We start from the raw sequence: 22598 nt of genomic DNA, 5'->3' as shown, positions 1-22598 counted from the left end.
GCTACTGGTGGGTGGACGCACGGGCACCCCACCAGGTTGTTTCCCGCCCGTGAATCACTCACGAACCCTATGCGGATCTTGTCCGAAGTACCCGGCGATGACCTGCGCCAACCCGCCGAACTCACCCGGGCGTGTCAGGGCGGGATGTCAGAGCGGCGTGTCGACCCAGGTGAGGCAGAACCACTGCGCGTCCGGCCGCGCCTGCAGCTCGACGATGCCCGTGTTCGGGATCAGGGCCGCGTTGGCGACGTCGGCGTGGACGTTGGGCGCCAGCCACTCGGCGCCGAGGCGGATCGCGCCACCGTGGCTGACCAGGGCGACGACGCCGTCCGGGTCGGCCTGCTCGTGCTTGGCGCGCAGGCGGCCGACGGCGTCGAGCATCCGGGTGCGGACGCTCGTGCCGTTCTCGCCGCCCGGCAGCGCCGGTTCGAGCTCGCCGAGCGTCCACTTCTTCACGGTGTCCATGTACGTCCGGATCGACGCGTGGTCGGTGGCGCCCTCCAGATCGCCGGCGCCGACCTCGTGCACGCCGTCGACGACCTGGACGTCCAGCCCGAACTGCGCGGCCAGCGGCGCGGCGGTCTGCTGGGCGCGGGTCGCCCGCGACGCGTACACCGCGACCAGCGGTTCCTCGGCCAGCTGGCCCGCGAGCGCCGCGGCCTGCGACTGCCCCAGCTCGGTCAGCGGCGGCCCGGGCAGGGCGGTGTCCAGCGCGCCGCGGACGTTCCCGTCGGTCTGGCCGTGGCGGATGAGCAGCAGCCTCACGCCAGGTCCCCCTTGCGGACGGCGTCGGCCCACCCGGCCGCGTCGACGAAGTCGTCGTTGCCGAAGCCCGGCTCGAGCGTGGTCCGGGTGCCGTCGGCCCGCGGGTGCGAGCCGAGGAACCGCAGGTTGCGGCAGTGCCGGCGCAACGCCGTGAGCGCGTCGAGGATCCGCGGCTCGGCCACGTGGCCCTCGAAGTCGATGAAGAAGCGGTACTCGCCGAAGTTGCTGCGCGTCGGCCGGGCGTCGAGGCGGGTCAGGTTGATCCCGCGGTCGGCCAGCGCGGTGAGCAGCTCGGCCAGCGTGCCGGTGCGGTTCACGGCCGCGGCCACCACCGACGTCCGGTCGGCGCCGGTCGGCTCGGGCAGGTCGCCCGGCGGGCGGACCAGCAGGAACCGGGTCGCCGCGTCGGTGACGTCGGCGACCTCGGTGGCCAGCACCTCGAGGTCGTAGTGCTCGACGGCGACGGGCGCGCAGACCGCGGCGTCGAAGTCGCCCTGGAGCACGCCGACCGCGGCCGCCGCCGTCGAGGACGCCGCCACCGGCTTCGCGTCCGGCAGGTTCGCCTCCAGCCAGTCACGGACCTGGGCGAGCGCGTGCGGGTGGCTGGCGACGGTCCGTATCTCGCGGTCACCCGGCCGGGTGAGCACGCTGAAGTGGACCGGCAGGATCGCTTCGGCGATCGCGACCAGCGGCGTCGACTCGCTGAGCGCGTCGAGGGTCGTGGGCACCACACCTTCGACGGAGTTCTCGATGGGGACGCACGCGGCGTCCGCCTGGCCCGTGCGGACGGCCGTCATCGCCAGCCGGACGGTCTCGACGGGAATCAGTTCCTCGCCGCCGGCGAGGACCCGCGCGGCCTGCTCGGTGAAGGTCCCCTGGGGGCCGAAGTATGCGATCCGTGACACAACACCCAGGTTACGGGGCCCGGGCGTGGCCACATTCACTCGGACAGCCGGTACGTGACCCGGTTACGCCGGGTGGCGTTTTTTGCGATGCTGGACGGGTGACCGCCGACTCGGGCACGCACGCCGGCCACGAGGGCGCCCACCCGCCGGTTTCCCCTCGGTCCCCGGAGCTGGTGCTGTGCGCCGTCGATGAACCGCTCGCCACCGCCTGGACCACCGCCACCCGCACGCTGGGCGGCCGGATCCGGGTGCACCGCGGGTCGGTGCTCGACGTCCTCGCCCAGGCCGTGGTCAGCCCGGCCAACTCCTACGGCCGGATGCGCGGCGGCATCGACGCCGTCTACGCGCGGGCGTTCCCCGGCGTGGAGCAGTCCGTCCGCAGCGCCGTGCTGGCGTTTCACGGCGGTGAGCTGCCGATCGGCGAGGCCGTGATCGTGCCGACGGGCGAGGCCGAGCCGGCCTGGCTGATCAGCGCGCCGACCATGCGGGAGCCCGGCGAGGTGCTGCCCGCCGACACCGTGCACCCCTACCTGGCGGCCCGCGCGGTCTTCCTGAAGTGGCGCGACGGCGTGCTCGACGACGGCCCGGTGCGCGAAGCCGTCGAGACGATCGCGATGCCCGGGCTCGGCACCGGCATCGGTGGCGTGGACCCCGCGACGTGCGCGCGTCAGGTCGCCGCCGCGTGGGACGACGTCTTCCGTCACTCCAGGTGAACACCACCCGGTGGGGTGGACATCACAGCGCGATCGGCGGCCGCAAGCCCTACCGTTGATGGACGCAGGTGAACGTCCGCCAGTGCAGGCGACGGCCGGAGGAGTGTGCGATGACCCGGGTCCGCGAACTCAGCCCCTATGTCGAGCTGCACCGGGAACAGTGGAAAGAACTGCGAAGTTCGACGCCGTTGCCGTTGACGGCGGAAGAGCTGCTGCGCCTGCGCGGCCTCGGTGAGCAGGTCGACCTGGCCGAGGTGGCCGACGTCTACCTCCCGCTCTCCCGCCTGATCAACCTGCAGGTCGCCGCGCGTCAGCGGCTCTACGAAGCGACCACGACGTTCCTCGGTGACGACTCCCGCGGCACGAAGGTCCCGTACGTCATCGGCATCGCCGGGAGCGTGGCGGTCGGCAAGTCGACCACCGCCCGCGTCCTGCGCACGCTGCTCGCCCGCTGGCCGGACCACCCGCGCGTCGACCTCGTCACCACCGACGGGTTCCTCTACCCCGGCGCCGAGCTGCAGCGCCGCGGGATCATGCACCGCAAGGGCTTCCCGGAGAGCTACGACCGCCGCGCGCTGCTGCGGTTCGTCACCGAGGTCAAGTCGGGCGCCGAGCGCGTCGCCGCGCCGGTGTACTCGCACCTCGCCTACGACATCCTGGCCGGCGAGGAGCAGGTCGTGCAGCGGCCGGACATCCTCATCCTCGAGGGCCTGAACGTGCTGCAGCCCGGCCCGCGGCTGACGGTGTCGGACCTGTTCGACTTCTCGATCTACGTCGACGCGCACACCGACGACATCCAGCGCTGGTACGTCGAGCGGTTCCTGAAGCTGCGGCACACGGCGTTCGCGGACCCGGCGTCGCACTTCCACCACTTCGCCGGCCTGCCCGACGACGAGGCCCGCGCCGAGGCGCGGCACCTGTGGCACTCCATCAACGAGCCCAACCTGATGGAGAACATCAAGCCGACCCGCCCCCGGGCGACGCTGGTGCTGCGCAAGGACGCCGACCACACCATCAACCGGGTGCGGCTCCGCAAACTCTGACGCTGTCACCGCGACCGTTCACCCACATGTCGTCTTTTCCACTGTGGGCGAACGGCCGGGCACGCGTGGTGGCTCTCAGCTCACGTTTGTCGGCCGATCGGCCGAGGCGACCCCCGCAGCCGTAACCGGTTGGCCGATACCGGCAACCGGTTCCGAAAGCGACCCTGAAGGAGTCAGGAAAACGGCTCTGAGCTGGGGAGGAGGCCCGCGATGTTCACGATGATCCTCACGTGGGTCGGTGCGGTGCTCGGTCTGGCCCTGCTGATCGCGATGGCCGCCGGGGCGTTCGTCGTCGACTTCGACGACAAGCTCCAGGAGCGGCACCACCGCACCAAGCCCGTCGAACCGGCGGGCCCCCTCCCCTGACTCACGCCAGCTCGGCCAGGGCCTCCAGGTAACCGTCGGCGTCGTACTCGAGCTCTTCCGATTCGAGCAGGGTGCCCGCCAGCGCGTCGATCAGCCGGTCGAAGATCTCGACGCGGTCGAGCTCGCCCTCCTGCAGGCGCTGCACGGCCTGCCAGGCCTCGACGGGCTCGTCGTCCCACAGCTGGTCGACGACGGTCGCGCGCAGCACCAGGCGCTCTTCTTCCTCGTCCTCGTCCGCCTCGGCGATGACGAGCGCGCGCCGCTGCTCGGGGTCGCCGGGGTCGAGGTCGACCTCCTCGTCGCCGATCTCCGCCGTCAGCGACGGTACGGCGAACATCCGGCGTTCCAGCGCGTCGGCCAGCTCGGACGGCGACAGGTCGCCGACGTCGCCGAAGTAGCGCTCGAGCGGGGAGTCGTCCTCGTCGTTGTACTCGCCCAGGTACTCGGCGACGGCCTCTTCGAGCGCCGCCGTCGCGGTCTCGGTCAGGCCGTCGCGCCCGGCCGCCCACTGCGCCCAGGCCAGCACCACCGGCTCGACGGCTTCCTCGTGCTCGGCGTCGAGCTCGTACTCCTCGCCCAGCAGGCCCTCGAGGAACCGCGCGAGCTTCTCCGGGCCGACGCGCAGCGGGTTCGCCGGGTCGGTGCGCAGGCCGTGCTCCAGCAGCAGGCCACCGATCGCGCGTGCCGATCCGGCCTCTTCGCCGCTCGCCACGACGAACTGCTCGACGACGGCGGCCCGCTCGGTGCCGGACCACTCGGCCACCTCGGGCACGAGCGACGGCTCCGGCAGCGCGCGGCACCAGGTGAGCGCGACGGCGTGGAAGCGCGCGTAGTCCTCGCTGACGTCGGCCTCGTCGAGGTGGTCGGTCGTGTCGAGGCCGTCGGCGATCATGCGGTGCGCGTCGGCGGGGTCGACCGCTTCCAGCACGACCAGCTCGGGGTCGGCCTCGGCCTGTTCCCGCATCTCCTTGAGGACCTCGCCGGGCTGGTCGATCACGACGAGGTCGCGCACCCGGCCGCCCTCGGTGAAGTCCAGCAGCGCGAGCAGGCCGTGCACCTGGTCGCCGTGGCCGAACACGATCAGCAGGGACGACTCGTCGCCGTAGACGTCGCCGGTGCGCCAGCACTCGCCCGCGGTGACGCGGCCCAGCCCGCCGGCCCACGGCGGCGCGGGGATGCCGCGGCCGAGGACGGTCTCCAGGCCGGCGTCGGCGGCCTTGCGCTCGACGTCGGTCTCCGCCACGACGGCCAGCGCGGCCAGCAGCGCGGCCGCGCCCGGCGTGATCTTGCGCTGCGCGAAGGCGATCAGCTCCAGGCCGAGCGGCTCTTCGCCGTCTTCGAGCGGGACGTCGTGGAACTGGCCGAGCACCTCGGAGGCGAGCAGTTCGACGTCCACCGGCGCCGGGTCGGCGCCCATCGCCGAAAAGTCGTTCAGGACGTCCTTGAACAGACCGGTCACGCTGTGCGTGACGGGTTGGGGGGCCTTCTTGCGGGCGCGACTCACCGGGCTCATGAGGTCATGTTTTCATGCACGCTCGGCGAGCAGGTCGCGGTGGCCCTGGCGCGGGTCCCACCGGCCGCTCGACGGGGAGGCGCCGAGCCGGACGGCGGAACAGGGCCACCGCGACATCACTGGCCAGAAGCGGTGTGACCGCCTTGGCGGGCTCGATGCCGGCGATGCACGTGCAAACCGGTTCAGCCGGTCAACGAGCCGCGCGCGGCGAGGTTACGGCTTTCGGCAGGGCGATGCGCGCGGCGCGGATTTCCGTGATCAGCCGCGTTTTCCGCTTGTGGGTTTCCACCAGCGTGCCGAGGTAAGCGGTGAATTCGTCCGGGGTCCCGGCGCGTTTGTGCAAGGTGCGCAACAGCTTCAGCCGGCGCGCGGCCTCCTGGTAGGACTGCGGGTCCTTGCGCTCGATGAGCTCGTCGACCGCCGCGCGGAACACCGGGATCGTCTCGGCCGGGTGCTCGGCCGACCGCAGCTCGGCCAGGTCGAGCCTGACCTGCGGCGATGCCTCGAACCGGACGCAGGCGCGCCAGGCCTCGTCGGGCCGGCCGTCCTCGAGCAGGACGCGCGCCAGCTCGTCGGCGCGCTCGACGCCGTCGGCGGCCAGCTCGCGCAGGCGGGCCAGCGCGGCCCGCCGCTGGACCGGCCACTTCCCTGCGTCCGTCGCGGCTTCGCGCAGCGCGGTGTAGGTCTCGCGGCCGGGCCGCTCGTCGAACTCCTTGCGGCGGCGCGAAACGTCGTCGTCCTCTTCGGGCTCTTGGGGTGGCGGCGGCTGGAGGTGCTTGTGCGGGGTGAGCGCGCGGGCGGCGTGCGCGATGGCCTCGCTGTGCCGGCCCGCGGCCCGCAGCACGCGCACGATCTTGAGGCTGACGTCGACGCGCGGCGGCTTGGCCGACAGGATCGCGACCAGCCCGTCGACGTCGCCGAGCACCTCGGCCAGCTGTTCCTGCAACCGCTCGGCCACGTCGCGCCGGTGGCCGGGCCCGCTCGCGGCGAGTACGTCGTCCACAGTGGACTTGATCCGGCGGAGGCCGGGTTCGCCCAGCGCCGTCGCGAACTCGGCGAGGTCGATCACCGGGCGGCCGGGGCCGTCGAACTCGACCTCGAGGATCCAGTCGGCCAGCTTCTCCGGGTCCGGCGGCCGGGCGGTGCACGCGCGGGCGTAGATCTCGACGGCCCGGTCCAGCCGGTCGCCGAGGTCGCCGGGGTGGTCACCGGCCTGCTCGTACATCGCGCTGATGTCGTCGACCGTGCGGCGGGCCAGCGGCGCGAGGTCGGCGCGGCTGCCGGCGTCGAGCATCCGCCGCAGGGTGTCGAGGACCGCGCCGACTTTCGCGGTGTATTCGACGTTCCCGTCGGACACCGCGGTGTCCAGGAGCCGGTGCGCCTCGCTGACGTCACCGGATTGGGTCGCGGCCCGCAGTTCGAGTGAATGGCGTAGCTCAGGGTCACGCTCGGCCTGGGCGTGCAACAGGTCCGCCAGCGTCTCCGCGTCCAAAGTGCGCAGGTAGGGGCGAAGATCCGAGGGGGGACTCACGCGCACCAGTCTGCCCCACGGTGACAAGGTGGCGTGTGGGCCAACCGCGTGCTCTTTTCGGAGTAGCCGATGACGTTCGGTGAGCGCCTCATCGGCGTCGCAGGCCTTCGAACACGGCTTTCATCGGCCACGGCTCGGGTTCCCGCGGCACCGGTGACCGTGTGTGGCGGGGCCGCGGGATCGCCGTGTGAGCCGCCGGGTGGATCGTCGGCACCATGATCGGCACGACCGGCACCGGCACCCGCGCCACCAGCCGCCGGACGACGAGCAGCAGGAGCACGGCGCCGAGCAGGATCCCGGTGCTCGCCGCGAGCGCGCCGGCGAGGGTCCGGCGGCCGTCGTCGAGGGTCAGCTGCACGGCGTACTGGCTCTGCCGGGTGTAGAGCTGGCCGAGCTGCAGCGAGACGGTGTAGGCGGCGCCGCGCCACGTGGATTCGGGGATGGGCAACGGTTCGGCGGCCGCGAGCGCGTCTTCGGCGGCGGCCAGCCTGCTCCAGTCGGCGCTGCGGGTGACGGCCTCGTAGGCCTCCCGGCCGGTCTCGGTGAGCTGCCCGGAGACCTGCGCGAGCTCGGCCCGGTAGGCGGCGACGGCCAGGACGAACGACCGCCGCGTCACGTCGTCGAGCCCCGCCAGCGCGAGGGAATCGGCGCGGTACATGCCTTCGGCCACGGAGAGCAGCTGGATCGCGGTGGTCTGCTGGTACCCGGATTCCGCGTCCGGCGCGCGGCGCGCGTAGTCGCGGAGCCCGGCGATCGCGGTGTCGATCCGCTGGGTGAAAATCGCGTACGCCGAGGACCGGTGGTCGGGCGTCGCCATCGCGGCCGCCCGCTGGCCCTGCAGGGAGACCACAGCCCGAGCCGTCCGATCGGCCGCGGCGGCCGTGTCCATCGCCTGCTCACGCGTCCGGACCGCTTGGTGGACCAGGAAACCCGCGATCACCAAAGCGACGACGACGAGAGCTGACCCGGGGATGAACGCGATGCCCAGCATGCGTCCACGCACGGATCGCAGGTACTTCAAGTACGTTCCCTTCCCAGCACCTGGCCCCGCAACCATCCCGACGGTGGTCAACCTATTGAGTGAGAGATTCACCGGTCAACGCCAGTCCGCCATACGGCCGTTAGCGGTCCGTGACCGCCCGAGGACAATCACCCCGGTGACCTTCGACGACGTGACCCAGCGCCTCCGCGACTTCGCGGCCGCCCGCTCTTGGGAGCCGTTCCACACCCCGAAGAACCTGGCGATGGCCTTGTCGGGCGAGGTGGGCGAGCTGACCTCGCTGTTCCAGTGGCTGACACCGGAGGAATCCGACGCGTGGCGCACGGATCCCGCGCTGGAGAAGAACGTCCTGGACGAGATCGCCGACGTCACGCTGTACCTGCTCCAGCTGGCGGACCGCCTGGGCATCGACCTCACGGAGGCGGCGCACGCGAAGATCGACCGCAACGAGCTGCGCTTCCCGCCGCCCTCGCCGAGCTAACCCCAGAAGATCCCGTTGGGATTGCGATCGATCTCGGCCAGCAACGGCGGCGGCGTACTGGCGACCGGCGCGTCCGGGTAGGTCAGCCACTTGCCGTTGCGATCGGCCCAGCGCACCGACCAGATCCCGTGCTCGTCGAGACGCAACTGCGCGATCTTCTGTTCGGTCCACTCAGGCCCGGCTTCCGGCGACCAGGGCGCGCGGCACTCCAGGATCGTGACCGTCCGGCCCCGGGTCCGGCACTCGACCCGGACCTGGTCCAGGACCCGCTCGGGTACCCGCTGAGCGCACCACCGTTCGATCTGCCGCAGGGCCAGTTCCGGAATCGCCGCCATGGACCCAGTGAACCCGACCCCGACTCAGAGCACGGCGACGACCTCGTCGTAGGTCTGGCCGGGAGCACACCCATCGGTCCGCACGACGACACAGCCGGGCCGCAACGGGAGGTAGGCCGCGAGCTGGTCGTGGATCCGCGCCACGACCGCGGCCCCACCCCGCCCCTGGACGACGTCGTCGACGCCACTGTTCGTCCCGCTCGCCACCCGCGCGGCGAACCGCTCCAGCGCAATGGGCTTTTCGGCGGTCAGCACGATTTCCCGGTACTCGCCCCCGGCCCGCGCGGCGGCGGCCTCGAAGGCCTCGACGTCACTGACGCGCGTGGCGAACTGCGGCATGACGACGTCGTGCCCGGTCCGCAGGTGCGCCTCCGCCATGGCGACGGTGAGCACCTGCGCGGCCTTGAACGTCTCGAAGAAGGTGTCCCGCCACCCACCGATCAGGCAGACAAGGCGATCGGTGTCGAGGTTCAGCACCCCCGGCCGCAGCTCGGCGTACCGCTTCGCGATCGTCGACTTCCCGATCCCGGACGGCCCGTTCAAGTGGATCAGTCTCGGCACCGGACCGAGGCTACCGAGTTTCCGGCTCCGTGAGCCACCAGCCACCGAGCAGGGCGCCGACGCCCAGCACAGCCAGCACGATCCCACCGGCCAACGCCTCGCCGCCGAACATCGCGATGACGACGATGAACATCAGCAGCAGTCCGACGCCCATCAGGACCCGTCCGCCGAGCCGCTTTCCCTGGACCGCCACGATCGGACGCGCCACCGGCGGCGGCTCGAACCCGAGCGCGACCGGCGCTTCCCGGACACCGAGCACCGCGACGCCCAGTTCACCGGCCCGCCCCAGCCGGGGCTCGTTCGACGCGACAGTCGTGTCCGCCACCAGGTGCGTGACGCTCCCCGTCAGCTTCTTCGCGAGCTGGACGCCTTCCGCGAGCACGCGGGCCCGCAGCTGGTCGGCCGCCGCGGTCGTGCCGAGCACGAGCACCCGCGTCGGCTTCCCGGCCGCCGTGGGTTGCAGGTCGCGGACGGTTTCCGCGACCCCGAGCGCCGTCGCGACCTGACGCAGTTCGCGTGCCTCCGCCGCGGTCACCACGCCGTCCCCTTCCGCGACCGCCCGCAACGCCGTCACGAACCGCTCGTGCGTCGCGCGCACGCTCTCGCCGTCCCAGCCCGCTTCGTCCGCCAGGGCGGCCAAGGCCGACACCTCGGTCGGCGACAGGTGCTGGTCGGCGACGACGCCGGCGAGCAGGTCCAGGTACGCGTCCTCGCCGGTCCGAGCGGCGACGACCCGCTCGACGGCTTCGGCCATCCAGCCCGGCTCGGCCGCCGGGACGTCTTCCCGTGGCCGCAACGGGCCCGCGGCGAACGTCGGCAGCGTGGGCAGCACCGGCCGCGCCGCGAAGGTGAAGCCGTGCCGTCCGAACAGGCCGGTCGCCAGCTGCGCGACGGTCCGCGCGCCGCTCAACGCGGACGGCCCGGGCCGCGGCACCCCGAACGCGGGAGCCACCGTCGCGAGCCGGTAGTTGGGCAGCCGGACGGCGGACCGCGCGGCCGTCAGCACCTCGACGCCCGGCAGCACCGGCACCCGGGCGCCGAGCCGCGCGGCCTCGCTGCCCAGGAACGCCGCGAGGAACGGCAGGTCGTGGGCCACGACGACGCTGCCGCGGCACAGGTTGAGCAGTGACCCCAGCACGGCGCCGAACGACGGCGCGGCGTCCAGCTCTTCCCGCGTGATGCCGTGCAGGACGACCGGGCCGGGCGGTACGCCGGGCCCCGGGTTCACCAGCGTCGTCAGCTCGCCGGCGAGCACGCCGTCGGCGCGGACCCGCACCGCGGCCAGCTCGACCACGCGCCCGGGGCGCAGGCCGGTCGTCCGGATCTCGAGGGCGGTGAAGTCGATGCCCTGCGCGGGGTAGCCGCCGGCCCCGAGCAGCGGGAGGGATTCGATCACGTCCGCCAGGTCGCTCGACCACGCGCCGTTGTGACGGTTTTTCGCGACGAAAAGGGTGTTCGTGACGCGATCGTGACGGTTACATTCCGCCGGATAACGACTGGTGGTCGATCACGGTCCGCGGCGTAACAACGGCGGGAGATTTCCCGAGTACACCGTCGGCACGTCGCGTCGAAGAGCAAGGAAATCCGTCATGAAGCGCCTACCGAATTGGCTGAAGATCGTCCTGGCCGCTTTCGGCGTCCTGTTCGTGCTCGGCGCCGTCTTCGGGAAGGCGCCCGAGCCGAAGCTCACGGCCGCCGCACCCACGACCACGGCTCCCACCAGCACGACCAGCGCGACGCCGACCCCCACGCCGGTCGCCGTGACCTACACGGTGGAGACCGTGACGGACGGCGCGAACGTGGTGGTGAACGGCAGCGACGGCACCCGGAAAACGGTGCGCGTGCTCGGTGTCATCGCCCCCGTCACCACCGTCGGCTGTTACGCGGCGGAATCGTTGGCCTGGGCCGCGACGACCCTTTCCGGGAAAACCGTCCAGCTCGGCGCGGAAACCGTCGACGGCATCACCGTGACGCTGGCCGGCGGGCAGGATTACGCGACACTGGCGCTCCAGAACGGCTATCTCAAGTACGCGACGAGTGCCGCGGCGCCGGCTCTGGCCGCCGCCGAAAACGCGGCGCACCAGGCCGTCAGCGGACTGTGGGCGGCGCCGTGCAACGGCACCATCGACGTCCCGGCGCCGACCCCCACACCGAGCCCGACGCCGATCCCGCAGCCGCCGGCCCCGGTGACCACCAAGGCGGCCCCGAAGCCGCCGCCTGCGCCGGTGACCACCGAAGACGCACCGGCGCCGGAGCAGGATTCCGCCGCGTACTACAAGAACTGCACCGCCGCCAAGGCCGCCGGCGCCACACCGCTGTACCGCGGTGAGCCCGGCTACCGGGCCGCGCTCGACCGTGACGGCGACGGCGTGGCCTGCGAACGGTGATCTAGCCTGGGCCGATGACCACCGCCGACGGATTGCTCGGGCGGCTCGCGGGGCTCGACCGGGGGCGCCTGGCGACGGTGCTGGCCCACCGGCCGGACGTGCTCGGGGAGCCGTGGCCGCGGCGGCTGGACGTCGTCGCCGCCCGGCTCGGCACCGCCGCCTCCCTGAACGAGGCCCTGCTCGGGTTGCCGACGCCGCACGCGCAGGTCGTGCGCGCCCTGCAGCTCTGTCACGCGCTGGGCACCGGACCCGCGTCGACCGACGACGTCGCGCGGCTGCTCGGCACCGATCCCGCCGTCGCCGAGTCCTTTGTGGACGAACTGGCGGACCGGGCGCTGGTCTGGCGCGAGCCCGGCGGCGTCACGCTGCCGGAGCTGCTGCACCGGACGAACTTCCGGGCGGACGGCCTCGGCGAACCGGCCGCGCACCTGCTCGGCGAGCTCGGCACGACGCGGCTCGCGCAGCTGTCGCGGGCCGTCGGCCTGCCGGACGACGTGCGGCGAACCGAGCTGCTGAGCGGTCTCGTGGAGTTCTTCCGGGACGCCGACGGCCTGCGTGAGCTGGCCGGCACCGCGCCGGAGCCCGTTCAGAAACTGTTGCGGGACATGGCCGACGGCGTTCCCGAGATCAACGCCGTGACGCCGCTGCCGGGCACGCCGGAGGCCTGGGCGTTCGAGCGCGGCTTCCTGTTCGGGACGTACTACGGCAGCGCCGCCATGCCCGTCGAGGTGTCGCTGGCCCTGCGCGGCCCGGACCACCCCCTGCCCTTCACGCCGGTGGAGCCCGAAACCCCCGTCGTCCACATCGGAGCCGAGTCGGCCGAAGCCGCGTCGTCGGCCGCCGCGTTGCGGCTGCTCGACCGCGTCTCGGCGGTGCTCGAGCTCGCCGCCGCCGAGCCGTTTCCGCTGCTCAAGGACGGCACGATCGGGTCGCGGCTGATCAAGAAGGTGGCCAAGGAGGTCCGCGCGACGCCCGAGGAGATCGAGCTGGCCATCGACCTCGCCGTGCAGACCGGGCTGCTGCTGGCCGAGGAGCCCAACCCGCCGCGCCGGGGCCAGAAGGCGCCGCCGCCCACGCTCGAACCGGACCCCGACGTCGTCCGCCCCGGCCCGGCGCTGCTCCACCGCCTGCTGCTGACGACCTGGTGGGAGCCCGCGCCGCCGGTGGAAGGCCCGGGCCACGGCGCGCAGGTGCGACGGCTGGTCGTGCGGTTGCTGGCCCGGCTGGCACCCGGCACCGGGATCACCGACGTCGACGCGCTGACGCGGCTCGCCGAGTGGCACGCGCCGATGGTGGCGGCCGAGGACTTCGCCGGGCACGTGCAGGCCGCGCTCGCCGAGGGCGAGCTGCTCGGCGCCGTCGCGCACGGCGCCGTCACCAAGGCCGGGCGCGCGCTGCTCGACCCGGGCAAGCTCGTGGCCGTCACCGAAGAACTGGTGGCCCACGCCCGCACGACGGCGTTGTTCGGCACCGACCTGACCGCGATCGTGCCCGGCTCCCCCGACGCCCGCCTCGCCGCGCAGCTGGACCGCGCCGCCGATCGCGAGACCCAGGGCACGGCGACGAGCTGGCGGTTCTCGCCGTCGACCGTCCGGCGGGCCTTCGACCAGGGCGCGACGGCGGCCGAGCTGCTCGGCGAACTGGGGGCGATCGCCGGCGGCGAGCTGCCGCAACCGTTGGTGTACCTGGTCAACGACGTCGCGCGGCGGCACGGCGAGGCGCAGGTGTTCGACGTCGCGAGCGTCGTCACCGGCGAACCCGCGGTGCTCGCCGAGATCGCCGCGCACCGCAAGCTCGTGAAACTCGGCCTGCGCTCAGTGGCCCCGACGGTGTTGACGTCCACAGTGGACGCCTTACGCACGCTCGAAGCGTTGCGCGAAGCCGGTTACGCGCCGACGCACCACGCCGCCGACGGGAGCATCGTGCTGCCGGCGCGGGAGCAGGGCGAGCCGAAGGTCGCCATCCGCGATCCCGAAGCCGCCGACCGGAAGCCCGACCCGCTGGACCACGCGGACCGGCTGCTGGCGGCCCCACCGAGCGGCCCGAGCCTGCTGCGCGGACAGCTCGCGCGGGCGATGAGCGACCGCTACGCGGGGCGGCTCACACCGAAGCAGCAGCAACTCTGCTGGCAGCTCGAAGCCGGCATCCCGGTGGACGTCGTCTACCGCGCGGACGGCGCCGAGCCCGCGCGGCTCGTCATCGCGTACCCGGAGCTGGACGACGACGTCCTCGACGTCTGGTCCCTCCACGATCGCGCCTACCGCCGGCTCGAGCTGGCGCGGATCGATCTGGCTTAGGCCTCGACGGCGGTGAGCTTCGCGAAGGCCACGACGTTGTCGAGGTAGTTCCCGCTCGACCGGTCGAACGCACCGCCGCAGGTGATGAGCCGCAGCTCGGGCTCGGTCGTGTCGCCGTAGACCTCGTCGGTGGGGAAGTCGGCCTTGGCGTAGCGGTCGACGCGGTAGACGGTGAAGACCGCCGTCCGGCCGTCGGTGCGGCCCACCCGCACCAGTTCGCCGGAGCGCAGGTCCTTCAGCTTGCTGAACGCGCCGGGCACGTGCTTGTAGTCGACGTGCGCGGCCAGCACCGCCGGCCCGACTTCGCCGGGCGACGGCGCTCCGGTGAACCAGCCGACGGTCGTCGCGTCGGGCGGGACCTGCAGCTCACCGCCGGGCGTGAGCCCGAGATCGGCGATCGACCCGGCGCGCACCCCGATCGCCGGGATGCTCAGCGACGCCGGTTTCGCCGCCGGGAGCCCGCCGTGCGGCGGGGTGGTCGTGGTGCCGGCGCTCCCCGCGGCGCTCGTGTAGGGCGGCGACGGCGGCGGCGCGACCTCGTCCGTCGCCGGTGAGGAGAAGGCCAGGACGAGTGCCACGACCACGACCACGCCGAGCGCGGCGGCCACCGCCGCGATCGCCGGCCACAGCGGCGGGTGCGGCCGCCTCAACTCGCGCGCCGGCGCAGGTAGAGCACCATCCCGCCGGACGTCGCCGCGGCCAGCAGCGCGCCGCTGAGCAGGAGGAACCCGGGGGTGCCCTCGTCGGGCTCGCCGCCGCCGGTGGCCACGCCGCCGACCGGCTTGACCTTGACCTGGCCGCCCGTCGTGGCCTTCTTGGTGGTCGTCGGCTTCGGGGTGGTGTGGGTCTTCGTCGAGGTCGACGAGGACGGCTTCGGCTGCTCGGTCGTCGGCGCGGTGGTGTCCGTCACCGGGCGGTGCGGCAGGTCTTCACAGGCCTTGCCGTCGTTGTCTTTTCCGTCCAGGCCGTTGGGGTCGGACGGGTCCTGGTCGTAGACGGCCTGCGCCTCCTCCTGGTATCGGAAGTCCGAGCAGTTCAGGTGGTCGACCGCGAGCGGCGTCGCGAGCTGCGCGGAGGCGAGGGAGACGGGGCCGAGGAGAGCGAGCCCGGCGACGGCTGCGGCCGTCGTCAGGGCACGACGAAATAAGGACAACGGAAGTCCTTCCGGGGAAGAATCGGAGTCGAACACGGCTCTGGCGCCGCGATGCGTGGTTAATATCGCGGCCACGTCGAGGCCGTTACGGACATTTCCGAAATTCGTACGGTTGCCGGTAAACGCCAGCACCCAACCAAAATCCGGGCGCCTCGTGATTCTTCGCCGGATTGATGATCGAATCGCGTTGACCAGCGTTTTCGGCCGTCCGGAAATTCGTTGTAATACGTACCGGTCGGAATGTCGGACGATCTCCGTCACCTCTTCGAGCGAATTGGCCGCCGACCCCGTAACCTGGGGGTATGCCGATCCAGGTACTGCTCGTCGACGACCACGAACTGGTCCGACGAGGGCTCCGCGACCTCCTCGGCGACGAGCCCGACATCGAGGTCGTCGCCGAAGCGGGCAGCGTCGAAGAGGCGCTGGCGGTCGCGATGCACGTCGAGCCGGAGGTCGCGGTGGTCGACGTCCGCCTCGGCGACGGCGACGGCATCACGCTCTGCCGCGAGCTGCGGTCGAAACCGAACCCGCCGGCGTGCCTGATGCTCACGGCGTTCGACGACGAAGAGGCCATGGTCGGCGCGATCATGGCCGGCGCGGCGGGCTACCTGCTGAAACAGGTGCGCGGGCAGGACGTGGTGAACGCGGTCCGCGAGGTCGCGGCCGGCCGGTCACTGCTGGACCCGGTGAGCACCGCGCGGGTGCTGGACAAGATGCGCCACCCGCCGACGGACGAGCTGGCCGCGCTGACCGAGCGCGAGCGGGACGTGCTCGAGCTGATCGGCCAGGGCCTGTCGAACCGGGAGATCGCGGAGCGGCTGTTCCTCGCCGAGAAGACGGTCAAGAACTACGTCACGTCGGTGCTGGCGAAGCTCGGCATGCAGCGCCGCACGCAGGCCGCCGCCTGGGTCGCGCGCCGGGAGAAGTAACCCGCCGCAGCCGGACTGTCCGCAAGCCGCCGTTCGCTGCGTACTTTTCACGGCCGTGTCACCGTGCGCCACGTCAAGCGGGGTTTGCGCACTCCGGATTCACTCGAACGTGAGTCGAATATATGTTCGAGAATTCGATAAGATCCTTCCTGAGGACGCGGGAAGGAGGCTTGGATGACCCGAGAAGGGTGAGGCCGAGTCTTGTCGGTCGTGTGTGCCGGTTTCAGTCGAGTGGCAGGTCGAACGCGACGAGCGTGCCGAGGCTGGGCGAGGAGTTCAGGAAGAACTTCCCGCCCGCGGCGTCCGCGCGTTCGGCGAGGTGGCGCAGGCCACGGGTGGCGACACCTTGGGGGACCCCGGAACCGTTGTCCCGGACGCGGAGCTTCACGCCGTGCGAGTCCCGGGCCAGGGTGACGCGGGTTTCGCTCGCACCCGAGTGTCTGACCACATTGGACAGTGCTTCACGCAGGGCGGCCCGGATGTGGTCGGCCCGTTCGGCGGGGACGTCGGCGAACTCACCCGACAGCTCCAGGGTCGGCGGGTAGCCGAGCAGCTCCCCCGCGATACGGACCTCGCCGCGCGCCGATTCGGCAAGATCGGCAGGCGTGCCGGTGTCGTGGCGAGGTTCCGCGGACCGCAGCGCGCGCACGGTCCCGCGGATCTCCTCGATGGTCTGGTCGAGCTGGTCGATCGCGTCGGACAGGCGAACACCGTCGGCCTGGGCGAACCGCTTGCGCATGTTGCGCCGCACCCGGTCGAGCTGCATCCCGGCACCGTAGAGCCGTTGGACGATGACGTCGTGGAGCTCGCGAGCAATCCGCTCTCGCTCCTCGTACAGCGCGACGCGGTGGCGAGCATTGGCGCCCTCGGCAAGCGCAAGCACGACCCCGGCCTGCGCGGCAAACGCGACGAGCATTTCGACGGTCCCCGCGGAGAAGGGCTCACGCCCTTGCTTCCGGTAGACGGTGAGAGCGCCGAGAACCCGCCCCCCAGACCCAAAGGGAGCGGCGGCGAAGGGCCCATAGCCGTGAAGCTCGGCCGGGACGTAGGGCGCGGTCCGCGGATCGACGGTGAAGTCATCGCTGGCGATGGGCTCACCACCCCGAGCCACCCGCCCGGCCGCGGAGTCGGCGGAGAGCGAAAGCCCACGAAGCGACTCACCGACGACCGGAGCAACGCCACCGCTGTCAGCGGCTGATCCCGGTTCGCTGGTGGGGGCGCCTGGTACCGGCGCGTCTTGCACCGTCGAGCCTGGCTGCGGAGCGCCTAGCGCTGATACGTCTGGCGCCGCGAGGGTGTCGCGAGCTGAGGTGTCCGGCCTGTCCGCGCGCACAGCCCCGGGGTCGCCTTCCGACTCTGAAGACTCGGGCGTCGCGTCGGCATTGCTGACCGCGGCTTCGCGTGGCTCGTCGGTCGGCGCGGCGAGCTCGCTCGGGTGCGGCGTTGCGTAGTGCGCGGCCTCCACGACGACGCGGCCGTCGTCGGCGCTGACCATGGCCAGGCCCAGGTCGGCGTCGGCGAGTTCGGCAGCGCGGGCGACGACCGTGTCCAGCACCGCGCCCGGGTCGTCGCCGGACAGGGCGGTGCTGGTGATCTCGGTGGCGGCGGACAGTGCCCGCGCGGCAAGCGTCGGATCCATGAGTTCCGTCATTATCGCGCGGCGTGGCGGCAGCGCGGCAAGGACACAGCGGGAATCGATCACGTCACCCTCGCCACCGGCACTCGCGTGACGACCCGGCCGTCCCGGACCTCGAGCACCACGTCCGCGTGTTCGGCCTCGTCGGCGCGGTGGGTCACGTGCACCACGGTCCGCCCCGCGAGCATCACACGCAGCTGTTCCCGCACGGCGCGCGCGGTCGGCTCGTCGAGGTGCGCGGTGGGCTCGTCGAGCAGGACGAGCCCCGCCGAAGACGCCCCGAGCAAGGCCCGCGCCAGTGCGACGCGCTGCGCCTGCCCACCGGAAAGCCCACTGCCCCCACTGCCGAGCACGGTCTCCGGCCCGACATCGTCGAGCGCGGCCTGGTGCAAGGCTTCCCGCAGTTCGTCCGCGGTGGCGGTCGGCCGCGCCAGCCGAAGGTTCTCGCCCACGGTGGTGGCGGCCAGCATCGGCTCCTGCGGCGCCCAGGCGACACCATCGGGCACGTTGACCACGCCTCGCGAAGGCGAGAGAAAGCCGAGAAGCGCGGCAACCAGCGTCGACTTGCCGGCCCCACTGGGCCCAACGACGGCGGCATAGGTCCCGGGAGCAAGAGCCAGATCAACCCCACGAAGCACGACGGGCCCATCCGGCCACCCGAGGTCAGCCCCACAAAGTTCGACGGACGGCCGCTCGCCACCCCCGAACTCACCCTGGTGCAACCCGGCGACCCGAGACCGAACGGCACCCTCAACGTCAACGGGTCGATGCTCGGCCGCAGTCGCGAGCGGTCCCACCAACTCGGCCTGAGGCTGAGCGGCGCCAACACTCTGCCCGGCGGCCCGGCGCAACCCACCGGCTGCCACGTCGACCCGAGGCTGAACGCCATCCCCGAAGTCGGCCGGTCGCTGCTCGGCAACAGCCGCGAGAGATCCCGCCGATTTGGCCCGAGACCCAGCGGCACCTACGACATCAGCCGGTCCCTGCTTGGTTGGTCGGCGCAACCCGGCGACCGCCACTTCGGCCGGAGGCCGAGTGACATCCTCGATATCGGCCGGGCGCTGTCCGGCCTGGCGTGGCCCTGCGGCCACCAACCCGACTCGCGGCCGAGCCGAGCCCGCTGGGCGCGGCTTGGTTGGCGTCAAGCTGGTGTGACCGGCCGTGGTTGGGATGTCGGCTAGGCGGTCGCGGGCCTGCTTCAGCGTGTCCCAGTGCTGGGCCACCGGTGGTAGCAGCGCCAGCACCTCCGCCAGCGCCAACGGCACCAGCGCCAGCAGCGGCGCCAGCACCGGGTCGAGACGGCCGGCCGCGACCGCCTGTGACGCGAACGCCGTGCTCATGATCGCCGCCGTGCCACAGGCCAATGTCACCAAGGCTTCCGCCGCGCCGGCTCCGAATGCCTGGCGGCGGGCCTGGGTCACCAGCCGGGTATCCGCCTCGGCCAGGGCGCGGCGGTGCTCCGCCGCGCGGCCGAAGGCTAGTAGTTCGGCTGCCGCGTCGAAGAGCACCAAGACCCGGGTAGCGACGTCGCGGCGGCCGGTCGCCAAGGCTGACGTTGCTCGGCGTTCGACTCGCAAGGCGACCAGTGGGGCGCACAACCCCAGGGCGACCGCCGCCGCAAGGGTCCAGCCTGCGGCGGGAAGGACCCACGCCTCCACGGCGATGGCTCCGGCCGCGACCAGTGCGACCACCAGTGGCGGCGACACCACCCGGGGCAGCAGGTCGCGCACCGTGTCGACGTCGGCGACCAAACGCTGCTGGCCTTCGCCCGCGCGCAGACTCCGGGCCGGGCCGAGGCGGACCAGGGACTTCCACAGCCTCACCCGGAGACGGCCCGCGATGCGGAACGCGGCGTCGTGCGTGACCAGGCGTTCCACGTACCTAAGACCGGCTCGGCCCAGGCCGAACGCGCGGACGCCGACCACCGCGACCGTCAGCGTCAGGATCGGTGGCTGCTGGGACGCCTTGGCGATCAGCCAGCCGGACGTCGCGGTCAGCGCGACGCCGGCCAGCAGGGCTACCGCTCCCAGGAAGGCGCCGCCGAAGAGACGTCCGTCCAGGAGGGCACGCCAGGGCAGGCGCGAACCAGAAGAGTCCAACGTGGACGCGTCAGAAACAACGGGCGAGACTGTCGACATATCGACCGCCGCCGTCCGTTCGTGGGCCGCGATGATCGCCGCGGCTCCGTGGTCGACGGCGCGCTGCACCGCGTCCAGCACCAGGCGCGCGCTGGCCTCGTCGAGGTGGGCCGTCGGCTCGTCCAGCAGGAGGAGCCACGCGCCATCGCGGACCCGCAGCAGTGCCCGCGCCACCGCGACGCGCTGTCGTTGGCCGAGGGAAAGCTTCGCCACCGGACGGTCCGCCAGCCCGGCCAGGCCGAGTTCGGCGAGGACGACGTCCGAGCCGACCTCTTCGCGGACCGTGCCGCCGGTGAACACCGGCGACTGTGGCACCCACGCGACCTGCTCCCGCCAGCGCGCGAGGTCGGCGTCGGCGAGGTTCGTCGTGCCGATGGTGATGCTTCCGTCGTGCGCGGGGACGAAGCCGAGGAGCGCCGAGAGCGTCGTCGACTTGCCGCCGCCGCTGGGGGCGCGCAACCAGACCGTCTCGCCGGGGCGGATCGCGAACGTCTCGCCGTCCGGGGCGAAACCGTCGCGCCGCGCCACCCGCAGAGCGGAAACCCGCAGGTCACGGCCGTCGATAAGTGCACTTCCGTTGGAAGGCGCGGGCACCGCCAGCAGGTCGACGACCCGGCGGACCGCTTCGATGCCGTCCTCGCTGGCGTGGAACGCCGCGCCGACCGCGCGCAGCGGCTGGTAGCACTCCGGCGCCAGGATCAGCACGCCCAGCCCGATGGCCAGCGGCAGGTGGCCGCCCGCGAGGCGGACGCCGATCACCACCGCGACGAGCGCGACCGACAGCGTCGCGATCAGTTCGAGCACGAACGCCGAGGAGAAGGCGACCTTCAACGTCTTGAGCGTCGCGCGGCGGTGGCGTTCGGAGAGCTTCCGGACCGTCTCGGCCTGGGCGTCCGCGCGGCGGAACGCGGTCAGCACCGGCAGCACGCGCACCAGCTCGAGGAGCCGCTCGGACATCCGGTGCGTCGCGTCCGTGGCGCCGGCGACGCGGCCGGCGGTGAACTTGCCGACCAGGATCGCGAACATCGGCAGCAGCGGCACGGTCAGCGCGACGATCACGCCCGACGGCCAGTCGGCGAACAGGATCGCCGCACCGGCGCCGAGCGGGACGACGGCCGCCGTCACCAGCGCTGGCAGGTACTCGCGGAAGTACGCGTCGAGCGCGTCGAGACCGCGGGTCGTCAACGCCGTCAGCTCGCCGTGGCCGCGGCGGGCGATCCACTCCGGGCCGAGGCGCAACGCGTGGTCGACGGCTTTCGCGCGCAGTTCGCGTTGCGCCGTCGCGGCCGCGCGGGCGGCGACCGTGCGCACCGCCCAGCCGGTCAGTGCGCGCGTCGCGACGAGCGCGAGCAGCGCGGCCAGCTGGGCGGTGCGTCCCCCGGACCCCGCTCCGACGATCGCCGCGAGGACGTCGGCGAGCAGGAATGCCTGGGCCACCAGCGCGGCGGCGTTGAAGAACGCGAGGAACCCCACCAGGGCCAACGCTCGGCGCACGGCCGGCACGAGGGCCGGCAGTGCGCCGAGCGGGCCCTTTCCCGGCCGCGCCGAGTCCACTGTGGACTCCGAGGCGGAATGGGGAGCGCGCCCGGGAAGCTGCGTCATGGTGCGTGGACCGCCGGGATGTGCTGGGTGCCGATGCGCTTGCGGAACACCCAGTACGTCCAGCCCTGGTAGATCAGCACGGCGGGGGCGCCGAAGACGGCGACCCAGGTCATCACCGTCAGCGTGTACGGGCTCGACGCCGTGTCGGCGATGGTCAGCGTGTTGGCGGCGTCGAGCGTCGAGGGCAGGACGTTCGGGAATAGCGAGCCGAACATCGTGACGGCGGCCCCGGCGATGACGACGCCGAGCGCGGCGAACGCCTGGCCGTCGCGGTCGGCGCGCAGCTTCAGCCAGGCGACGACGGCGGCGAGAGCACTGATCCCAAACGCGAGCAGTGTCCACAGCGTGCCTTCGCGCCACTGGACGACAGCCAGAAACGCGACGACCGGCACCATCGCGAGCGGCAACATGCGCAGCGCCAAGGTGCGGGCACGTTCCCGCAGGTCACCGGTGGTTTTGAGGGCGAGGAACGCGGCGCCGTGGGTGATCGAGAAGGCGGCGACGGCGACCGCGCCGAGCAGGGTGTCCCAGCGGAACGCGGCGAACGCGGAGCCGACGCGGTTGCCTTCGGCGTCGAGGGGCAGGCCGAGGACGGTCGTCGCGAGGATCAGCCCGACGCCGAGCGGTGGGATCCACGAGCCGGCCACGATCACGCGGTCCCACGCGCGGCGCCAGCGGTCGGAGTCGACCTTGCCGCGGTACTCGAAGGCGACGCCGCGCCCGATGAGGGCGAGCAGCAGGAGGAGAAGCGGCAGGTAGGCGGCGGAAAACAGGCTGGCGTACCACCCGGGGAAGGCGGCGAACATCGCCCCGCCGGCGACGATCACCCAGACCTCGTTGCCGTCCCAGACGGGCCCGATGGTGTTGACCATGACGCGGCGCTCGGTGTTGTCGCGCGCGAGCACGGGCAGCAGCATGCCGACGCCGAAGTCGAAGCCTTCGAGGAACAGGTAGCCGGCCCAGAAGAAGGCGATGACGCAGAACCAGATCGTCGGGAGGGTCATCGGACGCCGCCTAGCACGCCGGCCCGACGTTCGGCCGTGACCGAGCCTCGATCGCCGTGAGTTATCCACAAGTGGTCGAGTTGTCCACAGATTTGCTGTGGGTAACCCGTGAGAGTGACCAAGCCGATACGCTGGGTTCGGGGACGCCCCCCGGGACGGGTGGGGGCTGCGTTGCGGGAGGTTGGGCCCGCAGCAGGGGGTTTTGCCTGGTCAGCGGACTGGGGGTGGGTCAGGGTGCT

20 protein-coding genes are annotated in these 22598 nt (G+C 72.3%); 7 read left to right on the top strand and 13 right to left on the bottom strand.

Annotated features, from left to right (window positions below):
- Positions 1-147 precede the first annotated feature (147 nt).
- Positions 148-765, bottom strand: a complete 618-nt coding sequence (locus OG439_RS39355; RefSeq protein WP_326945573.1) for a histidine phosphatase family protein — start codon at positions 763-765, stop codon at positions 148-150.
- The gene (gene pheA, locus OG439_RS39350) at positions 762-1670 is read right to left on the bottom strand and encodes a prephenate dehydratase (RefSeq protein ID WP_247059872.1); all 909 of its coding nucleotides are present in this window, start codon (positions 1668-1670) and stop codon (positions 762-764) included. The genes OG439_RS39355 and pheA overlap by 4 nt, the downstream gene beginning before the upstream one ends.
- A 98-nt stretch (positions 1671-1768) precedes the next feature.
- Between pheA and OG439_RS39345 the strand changes: the two genes are divergently transcribed.
- The 3 genes from OG439_RS39345 (at position 1769) to OG439_RS39335 (ending at position 3792) form a co-directional block, all read left to right on the top strand.
- A complete protein-coding gene (locus OG439_RS39345) occupies positions 1769-2383 on the top strand; it encodes a macro domain-containing protein (RefSeq protein WP_326945572.1) in 615 nt (204 codons plus the stop codon).
- 110 nt (positions 2384-2493) lie between these two features.
- Positions 2494-3426, top strand: coding sequence for a type I pantothenate kinase (gene coaA, locus OG439_RS39340; protein ID WP_247059870.1), 933 nt, complete (start codon positions 2494-2496; stop codon positions 3424-3426).
- Positions 3427-3636: 210 nt separating this feature from the next.
- A complete protein-coding gene (locus OG439_RS39335; RefSeq protein WP_247059869.1) occupies positions 3637-3792 on the top strand; it encodes a hypothetical protein in 156 nt (51 codons plus the stop codon).
- A gap of 1 nt (position 3793) precedes the next feature.
- Here OG439_RS39335 and OG439_RS39330 read toward each other — a convergent pair whose 3' ends face one another.
- The 3 genes from OG439_RS39330 to OG439_RS39320 form a co-directional block, all read right to left on the bottom strand.
- A complete protein-coding gene (locus tag OG439_RS39330) occupies positions 3794-5305 on the bottom strand; it encodes a hypothetical protein (protein WP_326945571.1) in 1512 nt (503 codons plus the stop codon).
- A gap of 190 nt (positions 5306-5495) precedes the next feature.
- Positions 5496-6836: a DUF6880 family protein gene (locus OG439_RS39325; protein ID WP_442792246.1), complete on the bottom strand. Its 1341-nt coding sequence runs from the start codon at positions 6834-6836 to the stop codon at positions 5496-5498.
- An 88-nt stretch (positions 6837-6924) separates the two neighbouring features.
- Positions 6925-7857 (bottom strand): nitrate- and nitrite sensing domain-containing protein, encoded by a 933-nt coding sequence (locus tag OG439_RS39320; protein ID WP_326945570.1) that lies wholly within the window; start codon positions 7855-7857, stop codon positions 6925-6927.
- Between the two features lie 136 nt (positions 7858-7993).
- Here OG439_RS39320 and OG439_RS39315 point away from each other — a divergent pair, with 136 nt between their 5' ends.
- On the top strand, positions 7994-8317 hold the full coding sequence (locus OG439_RS39315; RefSeq protein ID WP_326945569.1) for a nucleotide pyrophosphohydrolase: 324 nt from the start codon (positions 7994-7996) through the stop codon (positions 8315-8317).
- Here the strand turns inward: OG439_RS39315 and OG439_RS39310 are convergent.
- Genes OG439_RS39310 through OG439_RS39300 form a run of 3 tightly spaced genes read right to left on the bottom strand, consistent with a single transcriptional unit; the run spans position 8314 to position 10609 of the window.
- Entirely contained in the window at positions 8314-8652 is a 339-nt protein-coding gene (locus OG439_RS39310; protein ID WP_326945568.1) for a DUF3024 domain-containing protein, read from the bottom strand. The genes OG439_RS39315 and OG439_RS39310 overlap by 4 nt on opposite strands.
- 24 nt (positions 8653-8676) lie before the next feature.
- Complete coding sequence (locus OG439_RS39305) at positions 8677-9213, bottom strand: AAA family ATPase (protein ID WP_326945567.1); 537 nt, start codon at positions 9211-9213, stop codon at positions 8677-8679.
- A 10-nt stretch (positions 9214-9223) separates the two neighbouring features.
- Positions 9224-10609 carry a 3'-5' exonuclease gene (locus tag OG439_RS39300; protein WP_326945566.1) on the bottom strand — a complete coding sequence of 462 codons (1386 nt, stop codon included), beginning with the start codon at positions 10607-10609 and terminating at the stop codon, positions 9224-9226.
- 193 nt (positions 10610-10802) lie between these two features.
- On the opposite strand from OG439_RS39300, the gene OG439_RS39295 reads away from it, so the two are divergent.
- Together OG439_RS39295 and OG439_RS39290 are read left to right on the top strand one after the other, a co-directional pair.
- Positions 10803-11600: an excalibur calcium-binding domain-containing protein gene (locus tag OG439_RS39295; protein ID WP_326945565.1), complete on the top strand. Its 798-nt coding sequence runs from the start codon at positions 10803-10805 to the stop codon at positions 11598-11600.
- Positions 11601-11614: 14 nt separating this feature from the next.
- Positions 11615-13897, top strand: coding sequence for a helicase-associated domain-containing protein (locus OG439_RS39290; protein ID WP_326945564.1), 2283 nt, complete (start codon positions 11615-11617; stop codon positions 13895-13897).
- Here the strand turns inward: OG439_RS39290 and OG439_RS39285 are convergent.
- Positions 13894-14547: a class F sortase gene (locus tag OG439_RS39285; RefSeq protein ID WP_326945563.1), complete on the bottom strand. Its 654-nt coding sequence runs from the start codon at positions 14545-14547 to the stop codon at positions 13894-13896. The genes OG439_RS39290 and OG439_RS39285 overlap by 4 nt on opposite strands.
- A complete protein-coding gene (locus OG439_RS39280) occupies positions 14544-15050 on the bottom strand; it encodes an excalibur calcium-binding domain-containing protein (RefSeq protein ID WP_326945562.1) in 507 nt (168 codons plus the stop codon). The genes OG439_RS39285 and OG439_RS39280 overlap by 4 nt, the downstream gene beginning before the upstream one ends.
- Positions 15051-15352: 302 nt before the next feature.
- Here OG439_RS39280 and OG439_RS39275 point away from each other — a divergent pair, with 302 nt between their 5' ends.
- The gene (locus OG439_RS39275) at positions 15353-15979 is read left to right on the top strand and encodes a response regulator (RefSeq protein WP_247059859.1); all 627 of its coding nucleotides are present in this window, start codon (positions 15353-15355) and stop codon (positions 15977-15979) included.
- A gap of 223 nt (positions 15980-16202) precedes the next feature.
- Here the strand turns inward: OG439_RS39275 and OG439_RS39270 are convergent, their stop codons facing one another.
- Genes OG439_RS39270 through cydB form a run of 3 tightly spaced genes read right to left on the bottom strand, consistent with a single transcriptional unit; the run spans position 16203 to position 22359 of the window.
- Positions 16203-17618: a GAF domain-containing protein gene (locus tag OG439_RS39270; RefSeq protein ID WP_326951730.1), complete on the bottom strand. Its 1416-nt coding sequence runs from the start codon at positions 17616-17618 to the stop codon at positions 16203-16205.
- A 59-nt stretch (positions 17619-17677) separates the two neighbouring features.
- Positions 17678-21355: a thiol reductant ABC exporter subunit CydD gene (gene cydD / locus OG439_RS39265; protein WP_326945561.1), complete on the bottom strand. Its 3678-nt coding sequence runs from the start codon at positions 21353-21355 to the stop codon at positions 17678-17680.
- Positions 21352-22359 (bottom strand): cytochrome d ubiquinol oxidase subunit II, encoded by a 1008-nt coding sequence (gene cydB / locus OG439_RS39260; protein WP_326945560.1) that lies wholly within the window; start codon positions 22357-22359, stop codon positions 21352-21354. Before cydB ends, cydD begins: the two co-directional genes overlap by 4 nt.
- Positions 22360-22598 lie beyond the last annotated feature (239 nt).

It is taken from the genome of Amycolatopsis sp. NBC_01307, from assembly GCF_035975215.1.
Classification (GTDB): Bacteria; Actinomycetota; Actinomycetes; order Mycobacteriales; family Pseudonocardiaceae; genus Amycolatopsis.
This window is presented reverse-complemented; position numbering and strand designations above follow the sequence as displayed.